The 21,025-nt window shown below is 73.1% G+C and carries 21 protein-coding genes; 9 read left to right on the forward strand and 12 right to left on the reverse strand.

Features of this window, described 5'->3' with window-relative positions:
- Window positions 1–291: 291 nt before the first annotated feature.
- Window positions 292–1,185, forward strand: coding sequence for a LuxR C-terminal-related transcriptional regulator (locus tag ACFWP2_RS21780; RefSeq protein WP_380453801.1), 894 nt, complete (start codon window positions 292–294; stop codon window positions 1,183–1,185).
- An 84-nt stretch (window positions 1,186–1,269) separates the two neighbouring features.
- Here the strand turns inward: ACFWP2_RS21780 and ACFWP2_RS21785 are convergent, their stop codons facing one another.
- Together ACFWP2_RS21785 and ACFWP2_RS21790 are read right to left on the reverse strand one after the other, a co-directional pair.
- Window positions 1,270–1,392 (reverse strand): hypothetical protein, encoded by a 123-nt coding sequence (locus tag ACFWP2_RS21785; protein ID WP_380453803.1) that lies wholly within the window; start codon window positions 1,390–1,392, stop codon window positions 1,270–1,272.
- A gap of 181 nt (window positions 1,393–1,573) precedes the next feature.
- A complete protein-coding gene (locus ACFWP2_RS21790) occupies window positions 1,574–4,825 on the reverse strand; it encodes a fibronectin type III domain-containing protein (protein WP_380453805.1) in 3,252 nt (1,083 codons plus the stop codon).
- A 290-nt stretch (window positions 4,826–5,115) separates the two neighbouring features.
- On the opposite strand from ACFWP2_RS21790, the gene ACFWP2_RS21795 reads away from it, so the two are divergent.
- The 3 genes from ACFWP2_RS21795 (at window position 5,116) to ACFWP2_RS21805 (ending at window position 6,818) form a co-directional block, all read left to right on the forward strand.
- Window positions 5,116–5,613 carry a phosphoribosyltransferase gene (locus tag ACFWP2_RS21795; protein ID WP_380453808.1) on the forward strand — a complete coding sequence of 166 codons (498 nt, stop codon included), beginning with the start codon at window positions 5,116–5,118 and terminating at the stop codon, window positions 5,611–5,613.
- A gap of 331 nt (window positions 5,614–5,944) precedes the next feature.
- Window positions 5,945–6,301 (forward strand): beta/gamma crystallin domain-containing protein, encoded by a 357-nt coding sequence (locus tag ACFWP2_RS21800; RefSeq protein ID WP_380453810.1) that lies wholly within the window; start codon window positions 5,945–5,947, stop codon window positions 6,299–6,301.
- Window positions 6,302–6,428: 127 nt separating this feature from the next.
- Complete coding sequence (locus ACFWP2_RS21805) at window positions 6,429–6,818, forward strand: DUF4259 domain-containing protein (protein ID WP_380453812.1); 390 nt, start codon at window positions 6,429–6,431, stop codon at window positions 6,816–6,818.
- A 147-nt stretch (window positions 6,819–6,965) separates the two neighbouring features.
- Here the strand turns inward: ACFWP2_RS21805 and ACFWP2_RS21810 are convergent, their stop codons facing one another.
- The 5 genes from ACFWP2_RS21810 to ACFWP2_RS21830 form a co-directional block, all read right to left on the reverse strand.
- The gene (locus tag ACFWP2_RS21810) at window positions 6,966–8,408 is read right to left on the reverse strand and encodes a SulP family inorganic anion transporter (protein WP_380453913.1); all 1,443 of its coding nucleotides are present in this window, start codon (window positions 8,406–8,408) and stop codon (window positions 6,966–6,968) included.
- Window positions 8,409–8,560: 152 nt separating this feature from the next.
- Window positions 8,561–9,163 carry a carbonic anhydrase gene (locus ACFWP2_RS21815; RefSeq protein ID WP_380453813.1) on the reverse strand — a complete coding sequence of 201 codons (603 nt, stop codon included), beginning with the start codon at window positions 9,161–9,163 and terminating at the stop codon, window positions 8,561–8,563.
- Window positions 9,164–9,368: 205 nt separating this feature from the next.
- Window positions 9,369–9,734 carry a hypothetical protein gene (locus ACFWP2_RS21820; protein WP_380453814.1) on the reverse strand — a complete coding sequence of 122 codons (366 nt, stop codon included), beginning with the start codon at window positions 9,732–9,734 and terminating at the stop codon, window positions 9,369–9,371.
- A 294-nt stretch (window positions 9,735–10,028) separates the two neighbouring features.
- The gene (locus ACFWP2_RS21825; RefSeq protein ID WP_380453816.1) at window positions 10,029–11,144 is read right to left on the reverse strand and encodes a hypothetical protein; all 1,116 of its coding nucleotides are present in this window, start codon (window positions 11,142–11,144) and stop codon (window positions 10,029–10,031) included.
- A gap of 150 nt (window positions 11,145–11,294) precedes the next feature.
- Window positions 11,295–13,271 carry a heavy metal translocating P-type ATPase gene (locus ACFWP2_RS21830; protein ID WP_380453818.1) on the reverse strand — a complete coding sequence of 659 codons (1,977 nt, stop codon included), beginning with the start codon at window positions 13,269–13,271 and terminating at the stop codon, window positions 11,295–11,297.
- Between the two features lie 94 nt (window positions 13,272–13,365).
- Here ACFWP2_RS21830 and ACFWP2_RS21835 point away from each other — a divergent pair, with 94 nt between their 5' ends.
- Window positions 13,366–13,752, forward strand: coding sequence for an ArsR/SmtB family transcription factor (locus ACFWP2_RS21835; RefSeq protein ID WP_380453820.1), 387 nt, complete (start codon window positions 13,366–13,368; stop codon window positions 13,750–13,752).
- Between the two features lie 111 nt (window positions 13,753–13,863).
- On the opposite strand, the gene ACFWP2_RS21840 is transcribed toward ACFWP2_RS21835, so the two are convergent.
- Window positions 13,864–14,361: a hypothetical protein gene (locus ACFWP2_RS21840; RefSeq protein ID WP_380453822.1), complete on the reverse strand. Its 498-nt coding sequence runs from the start codon at window positions 14,359–14,361 to the stop codon at window positions 13,864–13,866.
- Window positions 14,362–14,481: 120 nt separating this feature from the next.
- Here ACFWP2_RS21840 and ACFWP2_RS21845 point away from each other — a divergent pair, with 120 nt between their 5' ends.
- Complete coding sequence (locus ACFWP2_RS21845; RefSeq protein ID WP_380453824.1) at window positions 14,482–14,988, forward strand: winged helix-turn-helix transcriptional regulator; 507 nt, start codon at window positions 14,482–14,484, stop codon at window positions 14,986–14,988.
- A gap of 182 nt (window positions 14,989–15,170) precedes the next feature.
- Here ACFWP2_RS21845 and ACFWP2_RS21850 read toward each other — a convergent pair whose 3' ends face one another.
- Complete coding sequence (locus ACFWP2_RS21850; protein ID WP_380453826.1) at window positions 15,171–15,494, reverse strand: DUF6191 domain-containing protein; 324 nt, start codon at window positions 15,492–15,494, stop codon at window positions 15,171–15,173.
- 213 nt (window positions 15,495–15,707) lie between these two features.
- Here ACFWP2_RS21850 and ACFWP2_RS21855 point away from each other — a divergent pair, with 213 nt between their 5' ends.
- The 3 genes from ACFWP2_RS21855 (at window position 15,708) to ACFWP2_RS21865 (ending at window position 18,082) form a co-directional block, all read left to right on the forward strand.
- Window positions 15,708–16,652, forward strand: coding sequence for an ABC transporter ATP-binding protein (locus ACFWP2_RS21855; RefSeq protein ID WP_380453828.1), 945 nt, complete (start codon window positions 15,708–15,710; stop codon window positions 16,650–16,652).
- Window positions 16,649–17,623: an ABC transporter permease subunit gene (locus tag ACFWP2_RS21860; protein ID WP_380453830.1), complete on the forward strand. Its 975-nt coding sequence runs from the start codon at window positions 16,649–16,651 to the stop codon at window positions 17,621–17,623. Before ACFWP2_RS21855 ends, ACFWP2_RS21860 begins: the two co-directional genes overlap by 4 nt.
- A gap of 63 nt (window positions 17,624–17,686) precedes the next feature.
- Window positions 17,687–18,082, forward strand: a complete 396-nt coding sequence (locus tag ACFWP2_RS21865) for a GntR family transcriptional regulator (RefSeq protein WP_380453832.1) — start codon at window positions 17,687–17,689, stop codon at window positions 18,080–18,082.
- Window positions 18,083–18,144: 62 nt separating this feature from the next.
- On the opposite strand, the gene ACFWP2_RS21870 is transcribed toward ACFWP2_RS21865, so the two are convergent.
- The 3 genes from ACFWP2_RS21870 to ACFWP2_RS21880 form a co-directional block, all read right to left on the reverse strand.
- Window positions 18,145–18,891 (reverse strand): MBL fold metallo-hydrolase, encoded by a 747-nt coding sequence (locus tag ACFWP2_RS21870; protein WP_380453834.1) that lies wholly within the window; start codon window positions 18,889–18,891, stop codon window positions 18,145–18,147.
- Window positions 18,892–19,003: 112 nt separating this feature from the next.
- The gene (locus ACFWP2_RS21875) at window positions 19,004–20,026 is read right to left on the reverse strand and encodes a GlxA family transcriptional regulator (RefSeq protein ID WP_380453836.1); all 1,023 of its coding nucleotides are present in this window, start codon (window positions 20,024–20,026) and stop codon (window positions 19,004–19,006) included.
- A gap of 146 nt (window positions 20,027–20,172) precedes the next feature.
- A complete protein-coding gene (locus tag ACFWP2_RS21880) occupies window positions 20,173–20,805 on the reverse strand; it encodes a hypothetical protein (RefSeq protein ID WP_380453838.1) in 633 nt (210 codons plus the stop codon).
- Window positions 20,806–21,025: the final 220 nt, after the last annotated feature.

Genomic DNA, 21,025 nt, shown 5'->3' on the forward strand with positions numbered 1-21,025 from the left:
GGGCTCCCGAGGCGGCGCTTCCGACACGCATCAGCCTGCCGAACCGGTGCCGCGCTGTCAGCGGACCGCGCCTGGCCCCAACGTGCCTGACCCCAACGGGACAGGACCGGGCCAGCCTTGCCGGGGACGGCACCGCCGGGCACACTGGTCCGACGATTGATTGAGCGGCCTACCGCGGGGGGCGGCAGAATGCTTGAATTACTCGGTCTCTCCAGCCTGTCCGAGCGCCTCTACCAGGCGGTCCTCACCGATCCGACGCGCAGCGTGGCCACCCTGGCCCGAGATACAGGCATGACTGACCATCAGATACGTACCGCACTAGACGAGTTGGCCGACCTGGCACTGGTCAGACCTTCCGCCCACGCGGACGGGACGCTGTGGCCGGTCAGCCCGGCGGTCGGCCTGTCGGCGCTGCTGGCTGCCGCCGAGGAGGAGGCCGCCGCCAGGCAGCGGCAGATCGAGGCGACCCGGGCGGCGATCGCCGCGCTCGCGACCGAGCACGAGGAACACCGCCAGCACCGCGCGGACACCGCGATCCGGCTCGACGGGCTCGACGCCGTCCGGGGCCGGTTGGAGGAACTCGCCGCGCACGCCATGACGGAGTGCCTGTCGCTCGACCCCGGCGGCGCGCACCGACCCGACGCGCGGGCGGCCTCCGCACAGCGCAACGGACAGGCGCTGCGCCGGGGCGTCAGCATCAAGGCGGTCTGGTGGGAGAGCTTCCGCAACGACCCGGACACCCTGGCCTACGCACGCTGGCTGGCAGACCTGGGCGGGCAGATGCGCACCGTTCCGATCGTGCCGACTCCCCTGGTGATCGTCGACCGCCGGGTCGCCATCGTCCCGCTGGACCCGGCCGACCCGCGGCAGGGCGCCCTGGAAGTGGACAGCCCCGGCATGTTGTCCGTCGCCTGTGCCCTGTTCGACCAGCTCTGGTCCACAGCAGCCCCGTTCGGCTCATTCGTCCCGGTGGACGGGCAGGGTCTCACCTCGGCCGAGCGCACCCTGCTGGAGCTGGCCGCCGCCGGCCACACCGACGAGGCAGCGGGCCGCAAGCTCGGCGTCTCCGCCCGCACCGTCAAACGCCAGATGGCCGACCTGATGGCCCGGCTGGACGCCGACAGCCGATTCCAGGCCGGGGTACGGGCCGCCCACCGCGGCTGGCTCCAGGGACCTGGTGCGTGATTGCGGCGAAGGTCGAGGGGGTGCGGTCGAGGATGAAGCGCCTGGTCGCGCGGGGCTGGCTGGTCGAGGAACGCCCGGGGGCGTTCAGCGTGGTCGCCGGGCGAGGCGGCGGACGGCGATGCCGTCGGTGTGCAGTTCGGCGTGGACGGGCATCAGGCGGGCCAGCTCGATCCGGCGGCTGAGCAGGTGCCGGCCCATCATGAGCATGGCGGCGTCTCGTCGACCGGTGCCCTGGCCGGGCCCGGGGAGGCGGACGGACCGTGCCCCGTCGGCGGAGAGCGAGAGGCGCCAGGAGCGGCCCTCGGAGGCGACGGCGACGGGCCGGTCGGGCCGAGGCTCGCCTCGGTCCGACCGGCCCTGCGGCTCGGTACCGTGCCGCTCGAAACCGTCAGGCGCAGGTGACCTTTCCGGAGGTGTCGGCGGTGCAGAGCAGGGTCATGGTGCCGTTGTTGGGGTCGCTCGGGTAGGGGCTGGCCGACAGGCGGGTCATGGTCAGCGGGTAGCCGGTGCCCGGGGTCAGCTGGCCGACGGTGAACGAGATCAGCGGAGTGATCGTCTGGTGGCCGGCGGCGATGTCCGTCATGTCGCAGGTGAGGAGCCGCTGCGCGGTGTCGACGGTGCACCCGGACGGCTTGGTGGCGCTGGTGAAGGCCTCGGGGTAGCTGAGCTGGTAGCGGACGTTCGTGGCGTCGCTCTCTCCCACGTTCACCATGTGGGGCGTCAGGTGGAGGGTGCTGTTCGTGGTTCCGGTCGCGGGCGCCACGAAGGGCAGCAGGTTGGTGGACGGGGCGGGGTGTGACAGGGCGGAGGCGGGGCCCTGCCCGCGGCCGTTCACCGCGGTGACCTGCACCCTGGCGTGGTCCGCCTCGATCTGCGCGACGCGGTCGGCGGGGATGGTCAGCGACGTCGAGGTGCCGGGGACGGTTCCCAGGACGGTTTCGGCGCCGGCCGGGTCGCTGGGATCGTGGTCCACGGTCACCACGTACTCCTCGATGGCGCTGCCGCCGTCGGAGGGAGCGGTCCAGGTGACGGTCGAGCCGTCCGGGCTGATCGCGGGGTGCTTGGGGGCACCCGGCAGGGTCGCCCCGTGGTGGACGGCCGCCTGAGCGGTGGCCGGCGGGCAGGTGGGCGTGCCGGCGGTGGTGGCGGTGATCAGGTCGAGGTATTGGCTGGGGCGCGGGTGCGGCGGGGTGTAGAGGCCGCTCTGGTCGACGGTGCCCAGCGATCCGGGTGTCATGGACCAGGTGACCCCCTGGGCGGGGTCGCATCCGGCCGGCCAGGTCACGGTGTACTGGTGCTGTTGGGCCGCCGCCGCGGTGAGGCTCTCGGACGACGGTGCGCTCCGCGCGCCGGGGGCGAGGGCGGCGCCGCTGGAGAGGGCCGGTCCGGGGAAGGCGCCGGACGCCGTGTACAGGTCGAAGGTCTTGTTGTACAACTCGCCACCGGTGGAGATGCTGGCGACCTTGAAGTCGATGACGACGTACAGCGCGACCTTCAGGGGTGCCTTGACCGTCAGCCATGGATTGGCCGACGTGTCCGCGGTCACCTCGATGGCGGGCGTGATCTCCAGCCTCGGGCCGACCAGGTTGTAGACGAGGATCTCGAGCGCCACGGGGAAGGAGAAGTTGACCTTGGCCGCCGCGTTCAGCGAGTAGTCGAACTTGGTGACGGGGTCCTTGGTCAGGTCCGTCTTGTGGACCGTCCCGGTGTTGTCACGGTTGATCCTGCCGCCCATCGTCCGCTCGTAGGAGGCGGAGAACGAGAACTTGATCGATCCGTCGATCGAGGTCTCGGTGTAGACCGTCAGCGAGGGGCACAGCACGACCGCGTACACCGTCACGCAGGACGCAGGCTTGATGGTCAGCAGCGGATCGCGCTGCGTCTCGTGCTTGTAGGCGACGCCCAGTTCGCCCTCGATCGAGGCCTTGGCGGTCGCCGTCGCGGTGAAGTCGGAGGTGAGGGTGTAGCCGCGGGGATCCACCGAGTAGTAGTTGGGGTCGCGCTCGAAACCGGCGGTCGCCGACCAGTCGACGCTCAGGCTCAGCGCCGCGGTGAGCTTCGCGGTGACCGTGGTGTTGTTGCCCAGCCGCTCCTTCATCTTGGGATCGTTGGTGAGCTTCTCGGCGAGGTCGAGGGTGAAGGTCTTGTTCGCGACCATGCCGGAGGCCTGGGAGGCCACCGACGCCTGGATGTCGGGGTTGAGCATCTTGACCCGGAAGCCGTCGGAACCGGTGCCGTCGGAACCGGTGGTCAGCCGGCTGCCGGTGGCGGTGAAGTCCAGTGCCAGGAACGCCTGCTCCAGTGCGGCCTGGCTGGTGGTGAGGGTCACCACGCCACCGGCGGTGCTGATCTTCTCCACCACGCGCAACAGGCCGCCGTGGAGCAGCGGGTTGGTGCTCTCCCCGACCACGATGATGTTCTTCACCTTCAGGCCGGTCACCTGCGCGGGCGGGTTGGTGAACACGACGGTGGTGCCGGTGACGCCGGTGACGGCCCCGGCCGAGGCGGCGGACAGCATCACGGTGCCGGGCGCGAGTTTCGGGGCCGGCGCCGCCTTGGCCACGGCGCTGGTGGTGCCGCGCGCGCCGTCCTGCTGGAGGGCGGTGACCGTGATCGCGTACTCGACGGACGGGGCCAGCGAGGTCAGCGTCGTCTGCCTCGTGCCGCTCGGCGCGTTCGTCGTGACGGGCGGGTGGCCGGGGGCGGTCGCGTCGACGACGTAGCCCGTGATGGCGCTGCCGCCGTCGTCCAGCGGCGCGTCCCAGGTCACCTTGAGCGAGGTCGGATCGGGCTGGCTGCCGTCCGCCGCGACCGGCGGCGGGGCGGCGGTCACGTCCTGCGGCGCGCCGGCGGTGTAGGCGGGCCTGGTCCTGACGGTGCCGTTGTCGTTGGCGCCGACGGTCTGGCTGTCGGAGGCGCCGGCCGGCCCGGTCCCCGCCGCGTTGGTCGCGGTGACCGAGACGGAGTAGTACCTGTCGTTGACCAGCCCGGTGACGGCGGTGCTCAGCACGTCGCCCGCCACGTTCACGGTCGCACTGGCGCCCGGGCCGTTCGGGGTCGCGGTGACGGTGTAGCCGGTCACCGGTGAGCCGTTGGGGTGGGCGGGGTTCCAGGAGGCGAGGAGTGCGCCGTCCCGGCCCAGGACGGTGGCCAGCGTGGGAGCGAGCGGTGCCGTGGGGGTCTGCGGGCCGCCGATGACGGCGGGGGACACGGCGGAGACGACGCCCCCGGCGGTGGTCTCGGTGGCCTTGAACGCGTAGCTGACGTCGTTGGTCAGACCGCCGATCTCGACCACCGGCGCGTTGGCCGGGTCCGGGTTCGGCACCGTGCCGGTGGCGACCGGCGCGCCGGTCGCGTTGCCGTCGTCGTCCAGCGCGTACGCCGACACGTCGACGTGGGCCACCGCTTCCTGGGCGGTGTCCCCGGGGGTGACCGTCACCCTCACCGTGCCGGTGGCGAACGGCTGCACGGAGTCGATCAGGGGTGTCTGCAGGGCCTGGGCCGCGGAGCTCGCCCGTGCGGGCGACGGAGCCGCCCCGGCCGCTCCCACGGATCCCGCACCCAGCCCCAGCGCGATCGCCACGGCCACCACCGAGCGGCCGGATAAGCGCCCGGCCCCGGTCTTCCTCGAATGCCACATGCTCGATTCCTCCCCGCCCGCGGCACACACGGGTCCGCGGGTCCGGGCCCCGATGGGGCCCCGCCGGAATCTACCGACCGGGAAGCGGAATCAAACCGTCCTCAGCAGCGTGCAATCGCACGGAAGTTGGCGTCCATCGGGCCTCCGTCGATCGACGTAGGAAAGGCCGTCGACCGGATCCACGCCGGAAGTCGGTGACGGTGCCGACGGGAGGGAGAGGAGCGCCACACTTCCGGTCCTGAGCGTGCCGGTGCGCGACGCCTGGTCGGCGGCCGAGGACACTGGTCGCCGTGACTGATGTGCGAGAGACCCTGGATTACCAGACCTTCGGGCGGGCGGTGCGCGAACTCGCGCAGACGATCGCCGACGACGGCTACGAGCCCGACCTCGTCCTGAGCATCGCCCGCGGCGGGGTGTTCGTGGCGGGCGGTCTGGCGTACGCCCTGGACTGCAAGAACATCCACCTGGTGAACGTCGAGTTCTACACGGGCGTGGGCACCACTCTCGAGATGCCCGTCATGTTGGCGCCCGTTCCCGCCGCGATCGACTTCACCGACAAGAAGGTCCTGATCACCGACGACGTCGCCGACACGGGCAAGACCCTGAGGCTCGTGCACGACTTCTGCCTCGACCACGTCGCCGAGGTCCGGTCCGCCGTCATCTACGAGAAGTCGCACTCCCTGGTGAAGTGCGAGTACGTGTGGAAGCGGACCGACGACTGGATCGAGTTCCCGTGGTCGACGGAGGGGCCGGTCGTCAGGCGCGAAGGCCAGGTCCTCGACGCCTGACCGGGGGAACGACGTCGACGGTGGGGATCGGCAGGAGCGACAGCGGATCCCGGGCGGCGGCGGTCGAGGGCAGGGCTCCCGGCCGTCGCCGTCGAGGCCCCCGGCCTTCCACCGTGCCCGCCCTCCGCGTGCGAGCGCCACGAACGGGTGATGTCCCGGCCCACCGGTTCGCACTCGGAGTGTTGCGGCCGGACGGGGGACGGGGGTCACTACGTTGAGGTCCCGGGTCGTGCGGCCGGTTCACCGGATCGGCCGAGGACCGTTCCGCAATGACGTGACGCCGTTGCCGGCGGCCGGGCCGAGCCCCGGCCCTCGTACGAGGGAGAATCCCGTGATCTCGAAGACCAAGAGGGTCATCTGTTCCGTGGCCATGGCGCTCGCCGCGGCGGCCACGGCCACCGTCGGCCTGCCGGGCGGCGATGCCTTCGCCATCGACCACGTCGAGTGCGACGGGGGGCGCAACGACTTCCTGAAGATCTGGTCGCACCTCGACGGCCGTGACAGCGTCGACTGCTACGCGAACGGGGGGAGGACCGACTTCGGCGGGTGGTGGGTCGACCGGATCTCCACGGGCAACAACGACCTGACCTACTTCGACGTGAACGGTGACTCGGTGAGGATCTCCCGCTGGACCGACATCACCTTCCCGAACAATCCGCCGAGGGTCGCCGCCATCAAGATCGGGTGAGGGCACCGGCACGGCGGGGCGCTGTGGCCACCGCCCTCACCGATCGGTCCCGGTCGCCGGGAGGCAGTGTCACTGCTGCCTGCTTCGATGACCGGGAAAGACGGCGGCACCCTTCCGAGGAGAGCTTGTGGGCACGTGGGGCAGCGGGAACTTCGAGAGCGACACGGCTCTGGACCACCTGTCGATCCGCATCGACCGGATCGTCACCGAGGTCGCCGAGGCGATGGCCGGCGATCCCGTCGAGCTCGAACCCGACGAGTACTGGGGCGTCGCCGTGCCGTGCGACCTGGAGCTGCTGCACGTCCTGGCACGGGCCGGCCACGGTGTCGCGCAGCTGCCGGAGGCCGGCGTGATCACGGGGTGGAAGACGGCGTTCATGGCCGTCTGGGAGCGGACCATCGACGACCTGGAACCCTCCCCGGAATTCAAGGACGAACGCCGGTCGGTGCTGAACCGCACGTTCGACCAGCTGGCCGAGGTCGCCGCCCGGAACGGGGCGGGGGAGTCCGGGCGGTAGCGGAGCGCCCGACCGGAGCCGGGCGAGCCACCGCGGCGGCCGACGGCCGGCTCCGCGGCCGTACGGGCCCACCCGGCCCGCCGCGCACCGGCGGGTGGACGGGGTGCCCCTTCGGAGCGCCCCGTCCACCCGTTGCCCGTCGGATCGTCAGGTGCTCGCGACCAGGGGCGGCCTCAACCGCACGTCGGTGCTGCCCCGTGCGGCGTGCTGGTCGGCCCAGGAGAGCAGGGCGCTGCGGCAGGCGTGGTCGAGGTGGCGCAGTTCGCTCCAGTCGAGGTCGACCGCGCGGTCCGTCGGCAGCGACTCCAGCGTGTCCAGCAGCCGGGGCAGCCGCAGGAAGGTGGCGTTGCCGCTCAGCCGGACGTGCAGCGGTCGGCCGTCACCGTCGTCGGTGAGGTCGATGTGCAACTGGGAGGTCTGCCAGGCGCTCTTGGCGACGGCGAGGGCCACCCCGAGCAGCACGCCCTCGAAGAGGTTGGTGACGACGATCGCGCCCGCGGTGGCGACCAGCACCACGACCTCGCTGCGGTGCGCCCGCCACAGGGCCGCGCCCTGCCGCAGCGGGATCAGCTTGCCGCCGGCGTGGATCAGGACGCCGCCGAGGACGGCGAGCGGGATCAGCCCCAGGGCGGCGGGCAGCAGCGCGGCGAACAGCAGCAGCCAGACGCCGTGCAGGACGCGGGAGGCCTTGGTCCGGGCGCCGGCCTGGACGTTGGCGGCGCTGCGGACGATCACGGCGGTCATCGGCAGCGCGCCGAGCAGCCCGCACAGGGTGTTGCCGATGCCCTGGGAGGTGAGCTCCCGGTCGTAGTCCGTGCGGCGTCCGTCGTGCATCTGGTCGACCGCGGCGGCGCTGAACAGGCTCTCGGCGGAGGCGATGACGGCGAAGGCGAGCACGGTGCCCAGGCCCGCCGCGCTCGCGACGGCCGCGAAGCCGTCCGAGGTCGGGACGGCGACGGCGCCGAGCAGGCCGTCCACCTCCACCCGGGGGACGTCCAGGTCGAACAGCGCGGTCGCGCCGGCGGCGAGGGCGACCGCCGCCAGCGGGGCGGGCACGGTGCGGACGGGGGCGGGCAGCTTCTTCCAGCACGTCAGGAGGGCCACCGTGGCGGCCGTCATGACGACGGCGGTCATCGCGGCCCGGCCGGTCAGCCAGTCGCCGAGCAGCGCGGGGATCCCGGCCACCTTGGCGGTGCCGGTGCCCGGCGCGGAGCGGCCCGAGACGGCGTACAGCTGGCCGAGGATCAGGATGAGCCCGATCCCGGCGAGCATGCCGTGGACGACCGACAGGGAGATCGCGCGGAACCAGCGGCCCATCCGCAGCAGGCCCATCGTGACCTGGAGGACCCCGGCGGCGAGGACGAGGGGCCCCAGGGAGGCGAGCCCGAACTGCTGGACGGCGTCGTAGACGAGGACGGTCAGTCCGGCGGCCGGCCCGCTGACCTGGAGGCTGCTGCCGGGGAGCAGGCCGACGACCAGGCCGCCGACGATGCCGGTGATCAGGCCGCGTTCGGCGGGAACGCCGGAGGCGACGGCGACGCCCACGCAGAGCGGGACGGCGACCAGGAAGACGACCAGCGAGGCGGGCAGGTCCTGGCGCCAGTGCGCGAAGGGGCGGCGCGGCGCGGACGCGGCGGAACGGTCGGAACGGCCGGGGCCGTCGGTGACCCGGGTGCGCTTGGTGACCCGGGCGCGGTCGAGGAATCGGGTGCGGTCGGTGACTCGGGTGCGGTCGGGCGTGTTCACAGCGGCAGGAACCCCCGGTCCGATCCGGCGAGGACGGTGCCGGTGTGCACTTCGTAGTACCAGCCGTGCAGCCGCAGGGTGCCCTCCGCGAGGCGGCGGGTCACGCCCGGGTAGGTGCGCAGCCGGTCGAGCTGGGCGAGCACGTTGCGCTGCACCGGTCCCGCGACGTCCTCCTCCTGGTCGTGGGCCGGGACGGGGGTGAGGTGGTGGGTGGGCGGCGCGGCGTGCTCCAGCCAGGTCCGCACGGCGGGGACGGGGGCCAGGTCCTCGGCCCGGACGAGCGCGCCGATGGCCCCGCAGTGGGAGTGCCCGCAGACGATGACGTCGGGGACCCGGAGGATGTCGACGGCGTATTCGACGGTGGCCGCCTCTCCGCTGGGGGCGGCGGTGTCGTACGCGGGGACGATGTTCCCGGCGGTGCGCAGCTCGAACAGCTGCCCGGGGCGGGATCCGGTGATCAGGGCCGGCACCACGCGGGAGTCGGAGCAGGTGATGAACAGGGCTTCGGGTGCCTGCCCGGCCGAGAGCCGGCCGAGGTCGTGGCCGCTGGTGGCGAGCCGGTGCGGGAAGACACGGGCGTGCGTCACGAGGGACTGCATGAGAGGTCTCCTTCTGCCCGCCCGGGTGGTGCCGGGCGGGTGGGCTGCTGTCGTGGGGCAGCGGCGGGCTGACGCGCGCGGCGGTGCGGCCGGCGGTGTCGCGGTCCGGGTGGCGGCCCTCCGCCCGGGGGCATGGCGGTGCCGCGCGCGCCCGTCCTGGGCGCGCGCCGGATCGCGTGCGTGGTGCGTCAGCTCGCGGGAGCCGTCAGCAGCGGAACACCTGGAGGCGCGCGAGCGCGGCCGGTCTCGACCCGTTCGCTTCCGGTACGGGCCCGGTGGGCACCGCGACGGGTGCGGCCGCGACGCCGGAGCCGGCCGGGGCGCGGAGGGCCGTGCGCACGGCGGTGCCGCCGAGCGTGCGGCGGCGGGCACCGGCGTCGCGGCCGGTCAGGGCTTCCGCGGCGTGGTGGGCCTTGCAGGTCGGGTCTCCCTCGGCGGCCGCCGCGGGTTTCGGCAGCGGTTCGGCGGCGAACGCCTGGGCGCCGGTGCCGAGGACGGCGAACAGGGCCGAGACGAGGGTGGCGAGCAGGAGGGCGAGCCGCTTGCCGCGCGAGATTCGTCGTGCTGCCACTGCCGCCTCCCCTCGGGCCCGTAGCCGACCACCGTCGTGTCCAGCGTACCGACGGTGTGTAACCACGACGTTAGCTGCGGGCTCCGCCGAGGTGAGATTTCCCCGACATCGCGTGAGGGTTCTGTGTGGGTCGATCGGGCTTCGGCCACAGGGATATGAGGATGCGTCAAGTCCTCCGGACATGATCCCGTGTGCGTGGCGGACGGGGCGCGGGCCCGTGCTCGGGACGGGGCGGTGGTGGCTCGGAGCGCGGCGGCGCGCGGCACCGGGGAGGGCGGTGCCGCGCGCGTTCGGTCAGATGCCGGCGATCCGCAGGGTGGAGCCGACGGTGAGGTAGAAGGTGTGGGCGTCGGGGCCGAGGGCCAGGCCGGTCACCCAGGTGAGGCCGGTGATGCCCTCGGCCGGGACGAGGGTGTGGGTCGCGGTGTCCAGGGCGAGGACCGAGGCCGCGCCGTCGCCGCTGGTGAGGTCCTGCTGGACCAGGTACAGCCGGGTGCCGTCCGCGCTCACCGACGGGTTCTGCAGCCACTGGCCCGGGGTGATGTCGAGGGTGGAGAGGGCGCCGGTGGCGAGGTCGACGGCGTAGCCGTTGCCTTCGTTCCCCACGCCGTAGAGCCGGGTGCCGTCCGGGGAGAGGGCCAGGCTCGGGAGGGAGCCGATCGGGGCGGCGGTGGCGCCGACCACGGTCGGGGTTCCGGTTCCGGTGTCCAGGCGGACCAGGTTCTCGTCGGTGGCGGCGTACGCGGTGTCGCCGCCGGGCGGTGTGACGATCGAGCCCAGGTAGCGGCCGGGCACCGGCACGGCCGCGGTGAAGTCCTGCTGCTGCGGGGAGAAGGACAGGATGCGGGCGCTCGGCTCGGCCGGGCGGTGGTAGCGCGCCGGCCCGTCCTGCCCGACGTAGACCCTGGTGCCGTCCGGGCTGACCGCCAGCGAGGTGAGGGCCCCGGGGAGGGTCCCCTCGGGCCGGGGCTGGTCCGGTGCCGCCGTGCTGGAGACGACGGTGTCGGTGGCCGTGTCGATGGCGCCCAGGTCGGACAGCGGTGCCTTGCGGGCGGTGGAGAAGAGCACGTAGACGCGCGATCCGTCGGGGCTGACGGCCAGTGGTCCCGGACCGGCCCCGAGCCCGGTGGAGAGCGTCACCACCGCGGTGACCGCCCCGCTCTGGGTGTCGACCACCTTCACCTTGGCGCCCTTGATGCTGTCCTTCACCGCGACGTAGGCCTTGCGCCCGTCCGGGCTGACCGCCACCGAGGCGGGCGAGGAGTCGAGTTCGACGGTCCGCGGGACACCCGGGACCGGTCCGCCGGACGTGCCGGTGGCGGCGCCGGCGGAGCCGGACCCGGCGAGCAGCAGTGCCGCGCCCGCCACCAGGGTGCCTAACCAACGGGCCTTCGAGGAGAGCGAGTTCATGTGAGCCTCCGTTTCGGACACCGCGGGTTCCCGCGGTGGAAGGCAAACGCTACGGGACGCCCCCGGTACGAGGCGCGGGCCTTGGGACCCGGGACGAACGGCGGCCCGCCGCGCCCGGAGCGGGGGCGGCGGGCCGGCGGGAGTGGCGGCTCACCGGCCGGGGAGTTCCGACCCGGCCTTCTTCCACGCGGCGTCGCGCAGCAGGCGCAGGCCGTTGAGGCCGACGAGGACGGTGGATCCCTCGTGGCCGAGCACGCCCAGCGGCAGCGGGAGGGTGGCGACCAGGTCCCAGACCACCAGGACGGTGATGAACACCGAGGCGATCACCAGGTTCTGCACGACGAGGCCGCGGGCCCGGCGGGAGAGCGCCACCACGGCCGGGACGGTGGCGAGTTCGTCGCGGACGATGACCGCGTCGGCGGTCTCCAGGGCGAGGTCGGAGCCGGCCCGGCCCATGGCGATGCCGGTGTGGGCGGCGGCCAGGGCGGGGGCGTCGTTGACGCCGTCGCCGATCACCAGCACCTTGCGGCCGGCCGCCTCCTGCTCCCGGACGGCGGCGACCTTGTCCTGGGGCAGCAGACCGGCCCGGACGTCGGTGATGCCGACCTCGGCGGCCAGGTGGGCGGCGGCCCGCGGGTTGTCGCCGGTGAGCAGCATCGGCGCGGTCCCGGTCAGTGCCGTCAGCGCGGTGACGGTGGCGGCGGCGTCCGGGCGCAGCCGGTCGGCGAGGCCGAGCACGCCGGCCGGCTCGCCGTCCACCTCGACCAGGACGGCGGTGCGGCCGCCCTGTTCCAGTTCGGCGACGATGGCGGCGGCGGGGCTCCCGGGGCCGGTCAGCAGCCGGGCGGGGGCGCCGACCGCGACGGCGCGGCCGTCGACGGTGGCGGTGACGCCGGTGCCGGGCGTGGAGGTGAAGTCCTCGGCGGTGGCGAGGGCCAGGCCGCGGGTGCGGGCGGCGTCGACGACGGCGCGGGCGAGCGGGTGCTCGCTGGGGTGCTCGGCCGCGGCGGCGAGGGCGAGCAGGTGGGCATCGGTGAGGCCGGAGGCGGGGAGCGGGCGGAGGTCGGTGAGGCGGGGGGTGCCCTCGGTGAGGGTGCCGGTCTTGTCGAGGGCGACGGCGTCGACCTGGCCGAGGCGTTCCATGACGACGGCGGACTTGACCAGCACGCCGTGCCGTCCGGCGTTGGCGATGGCGGAGAGCAGCGGCGGCATGGTGGCCAGGACCACCGCGCACGGGGAGGCGACGATCATGAAGGTCATCGCGCGCAGCAGCGAGCCGGTGAAGGCGGCGCCGAGGGCGAGGGGGATCGCGAAGACGGCGAGGGTCGCGGCGACCATGCCGATCGAGTAGCGCTGTTCGACCTTCTCGATGAACAGCTGGGTGGGTGCCTTGGTCTCGGCGGCCTCCTCGACCAGCTGGACGATCCGGGCGATCACCGAGTCGGAGGCGTCCCGCTCGACCCGGATCCGCAGGGCGCCGGTGCCGTTGAGGGTGCCGGCGAACACCTCGTCACCTCGCTGCTTGGCGACGGGCAGCGGCTCGCCGGTGATGGTGGCCTGGTCGACCTCGCTCGCGCCGTCCAGGACCCGTCCGTCGGCGCCGATCCGCTCGCCGGGCCGTACGAGGACGGTGTCGCCGACGGCCAGCTCCTCGGTCGGCACGGTCTCCTCGCCGCCGTCGGGCAGCAGCCGGGTGGCGGTCGCGGGGGCGAGGTCGAGCAGTCCGCGCACCGAGTCGGCGGTACGGGCGGTGGCCAGTGCCTCCAGGGCGCCGGAGGTGGCGAAGATGACGATCAGCAGCGCGCCGTCCATGACCTGCCCGACGGCGGCGGCGCCGAGCGCGGCCACGATCATCAGCAGGTCGACGTCGAGGGTCCTCTCCCGGAGCGCCTGGAGTCCGGCCCAGGCGGGTTCCCAGCCGCCGGTGGCGTATGCGAGGGCGTACAGCGGGCCCCAGGCCCAGGCCGGGGCTCCGGTGAGCTGGAGCGGCAGCGCGACCAGGAAGAGCACGGTCGCGGCTGCGGCCCAGCGGGCCTCGGGCAGCGACAGCACCCGGGTGCGGCGGCGCGGAGCGGAATCCGGGCGCGGGACCGTCGGCGAGGGCCGCTCGATCACGGTTGAGGACATGGCGAAGAGACCCTTCACACGGCAGGAGGGCTGACTCAATCACCATACAGGAACATATGAACACCCCTTCATGTGTCGGTTGTAGTATTGCCCCATGGGTCATGGAGCCGCTCCCACCACCGCCGTCCCGCGCACGCGCCTGGACGCCGAAAGCGCCGCCCGGGTGGCGACCACCCTCCAGGCGCTCGCCACCCCCTCCCGACTGCTGATCCTCTCCCGCCTGCGCGAAGGGCCCTGCGCGGCCACCGAACTCGCCGCCGAGGTCGGCCTGGAGCAGTCCGCCTGCTCCCACCAGCTGCGCCTGCTGCGCAACCTCGGCCTGGTCGTCGGTCGGCGCAACGGCCGCCAGGTCGTCTACGCGCTCTTCGACAACCACGTCGCCGCGCTGCTCGACCAGGCCGTCTACCACATCGAGCACCAGCGGCTCGGGCTCAGCGACGCACCCGACGACGAGCCGTCCGGCGAAGCCGTCGCCTACTGAACGGACCCGCTTCCGAACGGACTCGCGCGGCCGATCGGCAACGGTCCGGAAGCAACGACGCGCCGCCGACGGCCCCCGGGGCCGTCGGCGGTCGCGGGCGGCGTGCGTCGCCTACGGCAATCGGGTGTGCTCGGTGCGGCTCTCGGCGATGCGCTGTGCGGCGAGGTCGCGGGCCCGGTCGCGGTCGTGGCCGGTGAGCCGGGCGAGGATCGTCGCGAGGGGCCTGATCCTGCCGTAGCCGCCCCAGTGGCCCTCGGGGATCTCGGTGGGGAAGACCCAGACCCGGCCGGGGTCGCGCGGCCAGGCGCCGTCCTCGGCGTCCAGGACGGCCTCGGTGACGTCGGCGATGACGCCCGCGCGCTTGCGGGCGTCGAGCTGGCCCTCGGGGACGGACGGGACGACCTTGTAGCGCGGGGCGTCCGCGGGCTCGCCGCCGACGTAGACGGCGGCCGGCCGGTGCAGGAAGAGCCAGGACACCGAGCGGGTGACCGGGTCGGCGGGGTCGAAGCCCTCGTGGCGGATCAGGATCTCGGTGATGCGGTCGAGCAGGGCCGCTTCCGCCTCCGGGCGGAGTGCGCCGTCGGGGATGTGGACGTCGAGCATCGGCATGGCCGTCGCCTCCTGGATTCGATTCCTGGATTTAATTTCTCAACTCAGGTGGCTCGGAGCCTAGCCGGAGCTGAGTGCAGATTGTCAACCCAGGTGCGCCGGGCGGTCTAGGATCGAGCCATGACGGAGCAGCGGGAGCAGCGGCAGACACGGCGGATCGACCCGGCGAACTGTTCGGTCGGGCGCGCCCTCGCGGAGGTCGGCGAGCGGTGGTCGCTGCTGATCGTGCGGGAGGCGCTGGACGGCGTCACCCGCTTCGCGGAGTTCCGTGCCCGGCTCGGCATCGCCAGCAACCTGCTGTCCACCCGGCTCGATCGCCTCGTCGCCGCGGGTGTCATGAACCGCGTCGCGTACCAGGAGCCCGGGGACCGGCAGCGCTTCGAGTACCGCCTCACCGAGAAGGGCGCCGACCTGCGGCCCACCGTGATCGCCCTGCTGGAGTGGGGCGACAAGTACCTCGCCGACGAGCAGGGCCCGTCGGTCGTCGTCCGGCACGGCACCGCCGAGGACCACGACTGCGACGAACCGGTCACCCTCGTCCTGACCTGCGCCGCCGGCCACACCGGCCTGCCGCCGGACTCCGTCTACCGCAGCCCGGGCCCGGGCGCCCGCTTCCTGCCGTCCTGAGCGGGCTCATCCGCCGGCACCTCTCCGCGCACGCCCACCGGGCCACCGGGCCCTGATCCGCCGAGGCGAACGGCACGCCTGGGCTTGCCGTAGGGCCTGTGTGAGGACGGTCCATCGGCATCCACGTCATGCTGATGGACCGTCATGTCGCTTCCTCGCTGCGGGCGTTGTGCGTCGGACGGCTACCTCCGACGCGGGACGACCGCGGTGCCGGCGTCCAGGTCGATACCCGTGCGAGGCGGGGCGCCGGCGTGGTCGTCGTCCCGCATGGCCAGCTGGGTCCGGCGCTGCTCGATCTGCACCCGCTTGTTGGCGTTGAAGAAGGCGTGCAACTCCTCGGTCGCGGTGGCGCCGAGGCCGAGTCCGCCGCTCCGCGTTCGAGCGGCCAGCCGGCGGTGCAGCCATCCCGGACGGCCGGATCGCATCACGAGATGCCGAATCGAGGCCAGAGTGAAGGGCACGATCACCAGCACCGCCATGAAGAGCAGACCCGACATCATCACCATGCCGACCCAACGTGCGGCGGTGGCACGCCAGTTCCGCGTCGCCCGGCCGTGATCGCGGGTGACATCGGCTTCTGCGGCTGCTCCATCGTGAGGTCGATCCCGGTGGCCGCTGCATCGCCGCCTACGCCCGGGGGCTTCCCGGCCCGCCTTGACACCCTCCCGCCGCCAAGACCATGATTCCATTAATTGACTAGTGGAATTGAGGATGTGCGCATGGCAGACGCATCAGCTCCGGGCGGCTCGCCCGACGCCTGGGCCATGGAAGCCCGCGGTCTGGGGAAGCGCTACCGCCGCGGCTGGGCGCTGCGCGACTGCTCGTTCCGGCTGCCGACCGGGCGCATCTGCGGGCTCGTCGGCCCCAACGGGGCGGGAAAGAGCACGCTGTTGGGCCTCGCCGCCCAGCAGGTGCGGCCGACGGAGGGCGAGCTGCGGCTCTTCGGCGTCCCGGCGGGCGACGGGGCGACGAGGCCGAGGATCGCGTTCCTCGGCCAGGACAAGCCGCTGTTCAAGGGGTTCACCGTCGCGGAGACGCTGCGCATGGGCGCCGAGCTCAACCCCGGCTGGGACATGGCCTCGGCCGAGCGGATCGTCCGCTCCGGCAAGGTGCCGATGGACGCCCGGATCGGCACCCTCTCGGGCGGCCAGCACACCCGCGTCGCGTTCGCGCTCGCCTTCGGCAAGCGGCCCGATCTGCTGATGCTGGACGAGCCGATGGCCGATCTGGACCCGCTGGCCCGCCACGACCTGAGCGCCCTGCTGATGGCGGAGGCCGTCGAGCGCGGCATCACCGTCGTGATGTCCACACACCTGCTCTCCGAACTGGAGGACATGTGCGACTACTTGCTGGTCCTCGCCGACGGCCGGGTCCGGCTGGCGGGTGACACGGAGGAGCTCGTCCCGGCCCACGCGCTGGTGACGGGGCTCGTCACCGAGGGCGACCCGCTCGCCGCGCTGGCCCCGCACACCGTCGTCGAACTCCGCTCCCAGGGGCGGCAGTTCCAGGCGCTGATCCGACCGAACGGCCCGTTGCGCCCCGAATGGGCCGTCGACGAGCCCACCTTGGAGGAAGTGCTGCTGGCACACCTGCGCTCGCCGGAGGCGCCTGCCCTGTACACATCCGGCGCCCGTCACGAGGCCGAAGGGGCCCTCACCTCATGAGCACCACCCTGACCGACACGCCCCGGACGGCCACCCGGGAGCCCGGACGCCGGCTGCTGAGCGGGCTGAACTGGCTCGTCGTGCGCCAGCACCGGGCGGTGCTGCTCACCGCGGCCGCCGCGGTCCTGCTCGGCTCGGCCTGGATCGTCTACCAGCGCAACCGTCTGGCCGGCGTCCTCGAAGAGCTCGGCTGGCCCGACAAGGAACCGCCGATGCCGGTGCCCGGCTCGGCGGGCATCAGCCTCACCACCACCGCCCTGGGCATGCTGCCGATCCTCCTCGGCGTCTTCCTGGGCGCCCCGCTGATCGCGGCCGACCAGGAGCGCGGCACCCTGCGACTGGTCACCACCCAGTCGGTGTCCCGCCGCCGGTGGCTCACGGCCAAGCTCGCCTGGAGCTACGCGGCGGCGCTGCTGGCCGGTGCGGTGCTCTCGGCGGTCTTCACCTGGTGGTGGAAGCCCTACCGCTCGGCGTTCCCGGGCCGGTGGTACGACGGGAACGTCTTCGACCACACCGGCCCGGTGCTCCCCGCCATGTGCCTCTTCCTCACCGCCGCCGGGGTCACCATCGGCATGCTGGTGCGCCGGGTCGTCCCGGCGATGGCGGTCACGTTCGCGTTCTCGATGGTCGTCCAGATCGTCTGGGGACAGCTGCGCGCCAACCTCGCGCCGTCACGGAGGTTCAGCTACCCGTACGGCGGCGGCATCCGCGAGCAGCTGAACGATCCGTACGAACTGGACAGCTGGATCGGTGCCGCCGACGGCCGCCTCTTCGGCTGGGGAACGTGCACCAAGCAGACGGAAGCGGCGTCGGACGCCTGCCGGGAGCAGCTCGGGATCGTCAACGACGTCATCGAGTACCTCGACTCCAGCCAGATGCCGGCGATGCAGTGGACCGGCGCGGGCATCCTGCTCGCGGCCACCGCGGTACTCACCGCGTTCACGGTGCGGTGGGTGTCCGGGAAGGTGTAGGGCGCGGCACCGTGCGCGACCTGCGTATGGTTTCGGCAGTACGAAACAGGAGGTGAGAAGGACATGGTCGTGTTCCGCATCAACCGACGCAGCGGAGTGGCGACGTACCTCCAGATCGTGCGGCAGGTGGAACAGGCCCTGCGGATGGGCGCCCTGGAAGTGGGGGACCGGCTGCCGACGGCCGCTCAGGTCGCGGCGGACACCAAGGTCAACCCGAACACGACCCTCAAGGCGTACCGCGAGCTGGAACGCGCGGGGCTCGCCGAGGTCAGACAGGGGGCGGGCACCTTCATCACCCGGGCCCTGGCCCCGGCCCAGGAGGGCCCCGACTCCCCGCTCCGGGCCTCGCTGACCACGTGGATGGACGAGGCACGGTCCCAGGGCCTCACCGGCGAGGAGGTCACCGCCCTCTTCCGGGCGGTGCACTCGGCGGTGTTCCCCGCCGAGACGGACGGCTGACGGCCGGCCCGGCTGTGCCGGGTCGGCCGGAGCTTCCCCGGTGCCGGGCCGCGGATGAGGCGTCACTCACCGCGGACGGTGAGGCGTCCGGTGGCGTCGAGCCGGGCGAGGCGGTCGTGTTCCCGCTCGGCCCACCGCCGTACCCGGTCGGGGTCCAGCGGGGTGCCGTGGCCGACGTGGAGGGTGGTGGGGTCGAGGGCGAGCATCTCGCGGAGGCTGGCGAGGTTCTGCCGGGGGTCGTCGTGGAAGGGCGGGTTGGCGGGCTTGCCGGGGACGAGTCCCATGAAGGAGCCCGCGATCAGGTCGCCGGCGACGAGGTCTCCGTCGTCGGTGAGGACGGAGACCGATCCGGCGGTGTGGCCGGGGGTGGGCATGACGCGCGCCGCGAGGCCGAAGTCCTCCAGGTTCGTCTCGCCGCGCAGGAGCACCGCGGGCTCGAACGGCTCGGCCCGGGCGTGGAGTTTGCGGTTGCGGGCCATGGCGCGGCCCATCGGGCCGGTGGGCAGGTAGGGTTCGCGGACCCGGCCCGAGCGGTACGGCCCGAGGTCGGCGACGTGCCCGGCGACGGGCGCGCCGGTGAGCCGGTGCAGCTCGGCGGCGGAGCCGAAGTGGTCGATGTGGCCGTGGGTGATGACGATCAGCGAGACGTCGGCGGGATCGACGCCGTGGGCGGTGACCTGGTCGAGGATCCTTCGGCCGCTGCCGGGGGTTCCGGCGTCGACGATGACCGGTCGGCGGCCGAGCAGCAGGTAGGCGTTGATGGTGTGCCGGCCCATGACCGGGATCGGGACGACCTTCGTGCGGGGCATGGTTCTCCTCGGAGGTGTGCTGGTCGATGCCGCGCGTGCGGGCATGGCGGGGCTCGGCCGGTGCGTCGCGGGTGCGCTGGCGCCCGGCTGGCGGGTGGGGTGGGGCGGAGGCTCAGAAGCGGCGGCGGTACTCGGCCGGGGTGGTGCCCAGCCGCCGTCGGAAGACGCGGTGCAGCGTCTCCACGGAGCCGAGGCCGCTGGCGGCGGCGACCTCCGGCAGGCTCCGGTCGGTGTCCTCCAGCAGCCGGCGGGCGGCCTCCAGCCTGGCCGCCTCCACATAGGCGGCCGGTGTCGTGGAGGTGCGCTGGTGGAACAGCCGGGTGAAGTGGCGCGTGCTCAGGTGGGTGCGGGCCGCGAGGGCCTCCAGGGAGAGGTCCTCGGTGAGGTGCTCGCCGATCCACCGGCGCAGCTCGTCGATCCGGTCGTCCGAGGAGTGCCGGACGGAGTGCCGGACGGAGTGCCGGACGTCGTTCCGGACGGCGCTCTGGACGGACAGCGGCACGCTGAACTGGCTCTGCCCGCCGGAGCGTTTGACGTACATCACCATCATCCGGGCGGTCGCGAGCGCGAGGTCCTGGCCGTGGTCCTCGGCGACCATGGCCAGCGCCATGTCCATCCCCGAGGTGACGCCGGCGCAGGTCCACACCCGCCCGTCCCGGATGAAGATCGGATCGGGATCGACCCGGACGCCGGGGTGCTCGGCGGCCAGTCGAGCAGCGGTGAGCCAGTGGGTCGTGGCGGGCCGGCCGTCCAGCAGCCCAGCGGCGGCCAGCAGGTGCGCCCCCGCGCAGATCGACCCGGTCCGCCGGGCCCGGGGTGCCGCACGGCGCAGCCACTCGGTGACCTGGTGGTCGATCACCGGCTCCACACCGCCGTCGACGAGCTCGATGGCCCCCGACACCAGCAGGGTGTCGATCGGGCCGGCCACGTCGTCGAAGGCCAGATCGGCCATCAGCCGCACGCCGCTGGAGGTGGTCACCGGGCCGCCGTCGGGCGTCGCGATCCGCACGAGGTAGCCGGGCCGGTCGGCTCCGGCGACCCTGGAGGCGACGGAGAACACCTCGGCGGGTCCGGTGGCGTCCAGCAGCTCGATGCCGGGGAAGGCGACGATCACGACGCGGTGCGGTGGGGGCATGCCCCGATCCTTCCGCCCGACCGGACACGGCCGCAACGACCAGGATCTGTCACATCAGGCCATCGGGGGCGGCGGCCGGGGCCCGCACGTTCCGCTCCGTGCTCCGTGCTCCGTGCTTCGGGGTCCGGGGTCCGGGGTCCTCGGGTTCAGTGCGACCAGTGGGCGTCGTCGAGATCCGGCCGGAGGGACGTGGTCGGCTGTGCGGAGTCCGGGTCGTACTCGACGCCCGCGCCGCGGACGGACAGGGTGAGGGTGAGGGTCTGGTCGGGTTCCGGGGTGAGGGTGACGTAGACGGCGACGTCCGCGGAGACTTCGGCGCTGAAGTGGTAGTCCGGGCCCTTCAACGGATCACCGGGGGTCCAGATCGGCTGTTCCTGCTTGTAGCCGTGCGACCTCCAGGCGGCCTCGATGCCGTTCTTCAGTTCCTCGCGATGGGAGGCGCTGATCCTGGTGCGGGCGGTGAGCTGACGGTCGACGAAGGACAGCGTGCTCGGCCCGCCCTCCGGGCGCCTCTCGTACTGGCGGACGCCGTATCCGGTGTCGCTCAACGCCAGGCCGTGGCTCAGACCGCCCACCGTGTTCTCGACGGCGAGCTGGCTGCGCTCACGGAACGCGGCCGCGGTCAGCCGGACCCGCTCAGGTCCGGGCTTGGAGGCGTACGGGTCGTCAGGACAGATGTAGATCCACAGACCGATGTAGAGCGCGAACACGACTCCGACCAGGGCGGCGAGACCCACCACGGCCCCCAGACAGCCCTTCGCCAACCCTCTGTCGAACACTCCGGCCCCTCCCTCTCGCTTCGTGTCGCCACGGTAGGAGCTCGACTCGGACCGACGCCTGAGTAGCCGTACTCAAGCGGGTACGGGAGTACCGGACCACTTCGCGGGTGAGGGCGGTCGCCGTCGGTGCGGCCCCCACCAGGTGCGCCCCTCCACAACCCACCGCGGAGGGGCAAGCGAGCGGGGAGAGGGGGAGTGCCAGCCACGACCCAGGTCCCAA

The sequence above is a fragment of the Kitasatospora sp. NPDC058444 genome (assembly GCF_042721415.1).
In the GTDB taxonomy this organism is placed as follows: domain Bacteria; phylum Actinomycetota; class Actinomycetes; order Streptomycetales; family Streptomycetaceae; genus Kitasatospora.